Genomic DNA, 3,052 nt, shown 5'->3' with positions numbered 1-3,052 from the left:
CACCCTAAATCCCTCAGTCCCTTAATACATTTCCCTCACCCTAAATCCCTCAGTCGCTTAATACATTTCCCTCACCCTAAATCCCTCAGTCCCTTAATACATTTCCCTCACCCTAAATCCCTCTCCCAGAGAGGAGAGGGACTTTGAGATGTGATCAGATGATTTCTGAAGAGACTGTATTGATGGGGGAGTCTGAATAACCCCCCTTAACTCACCCTTCCTAAACCGGAGAGATTAACCATGAAATTTAGGATCGATGAGTATGCTAATCTCGATTCATTTATTCATAGATGGAACCCCCAATCAAAACTAATTGGATTGGGAATCTTAATGTTTGCTTTTGCTAATGTTCAACAACTCTGGCTAGTCCCCCCCATGTTGCTAGTCACATTAACATTATACACCATATCCAAACTGCCGCTATCCTTTTTAGGCGATCGCCTACAATATCCCGGACTGTTTATATTGGGGGTAGTTGGCTTATTGCCATTTATTTCCGGTCAGACCGTCTTATGGTCTTGGGGTCCCCTGATTATTCGCCAGGAGGGAAGTCTAGCCGTTTTGCTAATTGCTAGTAGATTTTTAGCCATTTTCACCACCGGAGTTGTCTTGCTGGGGACCTGTTCATTTATCACCCTAATTAAAGCCATGCGATCGCTTGGTTTATCCCCCATTTTAGCCGATATGTTATTAATATCCTACCGATATATATTTGAACTCAGCCATCAGTTGCAAATGATGAAACGCGCCACCATATTAAGAGGTTTTCAACCCCACCAATTCAGTCGTCGCAATTTGCAGATTTACGCAGCCTTAGCCGGGAGTTTATTAATTCGTAGTTATCAACAGTCGGAACAGGTCTATAAAGCCATGCAATTGCGAGGTTATGGCATCCCCGACAAAACCCATAAACCGTGGGAGTTTTTGACCGACTTGCCTAGTGCGATCGCCCTGGGAATCAGTTTAATTTTAGCCACCCTATTTGTCACCCTTTCCACCATCTCCACTTAACCGCAAATGGTCGGATTAATCCCCTTTCAAATTCTGAACCGGATGCTGTCCATAAAATGGTAAAGCATCCGACCAGTGGGGGCAATTTCCCTGTTGCCATAACAGAGTAGCCAATCCCAATATAGCACAACTTGTCTGTCCTAGTCCACCCGTCAGCGAGATTTTTTCTAATGGTTTTTCTTCTTGAGATAACCGCATTTCCCACTGTGAGGCAGACATGACACTATCAGGCAATTTGGTCACCAAACCCTGGGCAGAAACCTGATAAATAGCCACAAATAATTCTCCCCGTTGTGCCGGCATTTCTAGGGCAATATTCCCCGAATAATCCCCCGCTAAATTATAGGCAGCCGCCGCCAAAGTAGAAATCGCAAACAGGGGAATATCTAACTGTTGTGCGAGGGTTCTCGCCGTCACCACTCCCAAGCGAGTCCCCGTAAAACTTCCCGGACCCCGCGCCACCGCTATTAGTTGTAAATCCGCCCAAGTTTGAGGGGGCATAAATTCCGATATATGTTGATGGAGTTGGGTTGATAAATCCCTCCCCAAATGCCAAGTTTGGCAGCGCACAGGTTCCCCAAACTTCCCGATAGCTAAACCCAATTCGGGGCTACTGGTATGGATAGCGAAACCATAGTTTTTTGCCATTAGTGTACCTTGTGTAACTCACTGATATTATGCTATCCTAATAGGTGTCAGTTTCCCCATACAACCCATGGAAATCCGGTTAACCAAACCCAGGTCAATCATTAAAGTTCTTTCGGACCCGGTTCTGGACTCAGAATAATCACATATTCTCCCCCTTTGCTTTGCTGAATAATCACCAGGGGAGGGCGCACATTAGGGGGGGCATTTTCTGGTAATGATGGGAAAATATAATATTGACTGTCTCGGTCAATTAACAGTCGCCAGATGCTGGAGTTATCCGCCTGGGTTTTGTCGTTATAATCTCGCTGTAGTAACATCTGATAAAGTTCTAAATCCCCGATAAATCGAAAATTTCCCACTACTGGGTCATCAGTCAAGTCGTAGATTTTGCGACCTAGGGGAAGCTGATTTTCTGGGGTAATTATAGTTACCACAGGCAACATGGATGTATGGTTATGGGCATCTCGAATCGCGTCTAGGTTTCCCTGGGTTTGACCTAGATAAAATAGACCCGCCAAACACCAACCCGCAATCACCAATTCATTGACAAAGTTTTTATCATAGTTAATGGGTTGGAAATCCGGCAAAGCATTCAAAGTGCGAGTCGCGCGAGAGTGGTGCTGTTTGATGCTTATTTTTAACAGATAATGACGGCTGGTGTTCATGAAATTCGCGAATTTGCCGCTACTCCATTCCAGTAATTTGAGACTCAGAAAAATTAGCAGAAAGGTAGCGATCGCCACCCGAAAAGTGCGCCAGAAAGTAGACCAATCGCCCCCCGACAAATGCCCAAAAAATACCTAAATCGGGGCAATAAAAAACGATTTTATCGGCAAATCTAACGTGGTCACTTCTAGTTTAAAAAAGGCGAAATATGCCCAGCGGTAAATCCAGCCCGTAAAATACAAGCCGACTCCTAAGATAGTTAATAAACTGGCTAATTTACTAAACATTAAACCTCCGTTTATCGCCAATTGAACCCAGAACCATGGGGGGTAGGGGAATGACTACTTAGCCAATGTCAAGGGGGAAGTTTCCGAAAAAGGGTCGAGTCAGCTTGAAGATGTTAGTATTAAATCATATCGTCTCTCACTCCTGCCATGAGAACTCCTCAACTGATGATTTGCCTATCCCTAGCTGGTCTGACGATCGCCACGGGTGACATTCAACCAGCGATCGCACTCCCGGTGCTGGTAGCCCAAAACCAAGCACAAAATCGACCGATTCCGATTTCCCTCCCCACCTCCGCGACGGTGATTCTGGTTAATGGCGGTCAACGCTCCGGTCAACTGGTTGAAATTAAGCCAGAATATCTCATTGTAACACGAGGTGAGAGTCGCGCTCAAGAAGCGATCGCTTAATACATTGCCCTCACCCTAAATCTGGATCCCAG

Annotated in this window: 4 protein-coding genes; 2 read left to right on the top strand and 2 right to left on the bottom strand. The window is 45.3% G+C overall.

Features of this window, described 5'->3' with window-relative positions; genetic code table 11:
• Positions 1-240 precede the first annotated feature (240 nt).
• Positions 241-1,011 (top strand): cobalt ECF transporter T component CbiQ, encoded by a 771-nt coding sequence (cbiQ, locus tag P5683_RS08315; RefSeq protein ID WP_006621440.1) that lies wholly within the window; start codon positions 241-243, stop codon positions 1,009-1,011.
• 15 nt (positions 1,012-1,026) lie between these two features.
• Here the strand turns inward: cbiQ and tsaB are convergent, their stop codons facing one another.
• Together tsaB and P5683_RS08305 are read right to left on the bottom strand one after the other, a co-directional pair.
• On the bottom strand, positions 1,027-1,659 hold the full coding sequence (tsaB, locus tag P5683_RS08310; RefSeq protein ID WP_046320163.1) for a tRNA (adenosine(37)-N6)-threonylcarbamoyltransferase complex dimerization subunit type 1 TsaB: 633 nt from the start codon (positions 1,657-1,659) through the stop codon (positions 1,027-1,029).
• A 101-nt stretch (positions 1,660-1,760) separates the two neighbouring features.
• Complete coding sequence (locus tag P5683_RS08305) at positions 1,761-2,444, bottom strand: hypothetical protein (protein ID WP_006621442.1); 684 nt, start codon at positions 2,442-2,444, stop codon at positions 1,761-1,763.
• A 333-nt stretch (positions 2,445-2,777) separates the two neighbouring features.
• Here P5683_RS08305 and P5683_RS08300 point away from each other — a divergent pair, with 333 nt between their 5' ends.
• Positions 2,778-3,020, top strand: coding sequence for a hypothetical protein (locus P5683_RS08300; RefSeq protein WP_315641951.1), 243 nt, complete (start codon positions 2,778-2,780; stop codon positions 3,018-3,020).
• The last annotated feature ends 32 nt before the right edge of the window (positions 3,021-3,052 follow it).

Origin of the sequence: Limnospira sp. PMC 1279.21, from assembly GCF_032349615.1 — a bacterium.
In the GTDB taxonomy this organism is placed as follows: domain Bacteria; phylum Cyanobacteriota; class Cyanobacteriia; order Cyanobacteriales; family Microcoleaceae; genus Limnospira; species Limnospira fusiformis.
Note: the sequence above shows the minus strand (reverse complement) of the source record. Positions and strands in the feature narration are given on the sequence as shown.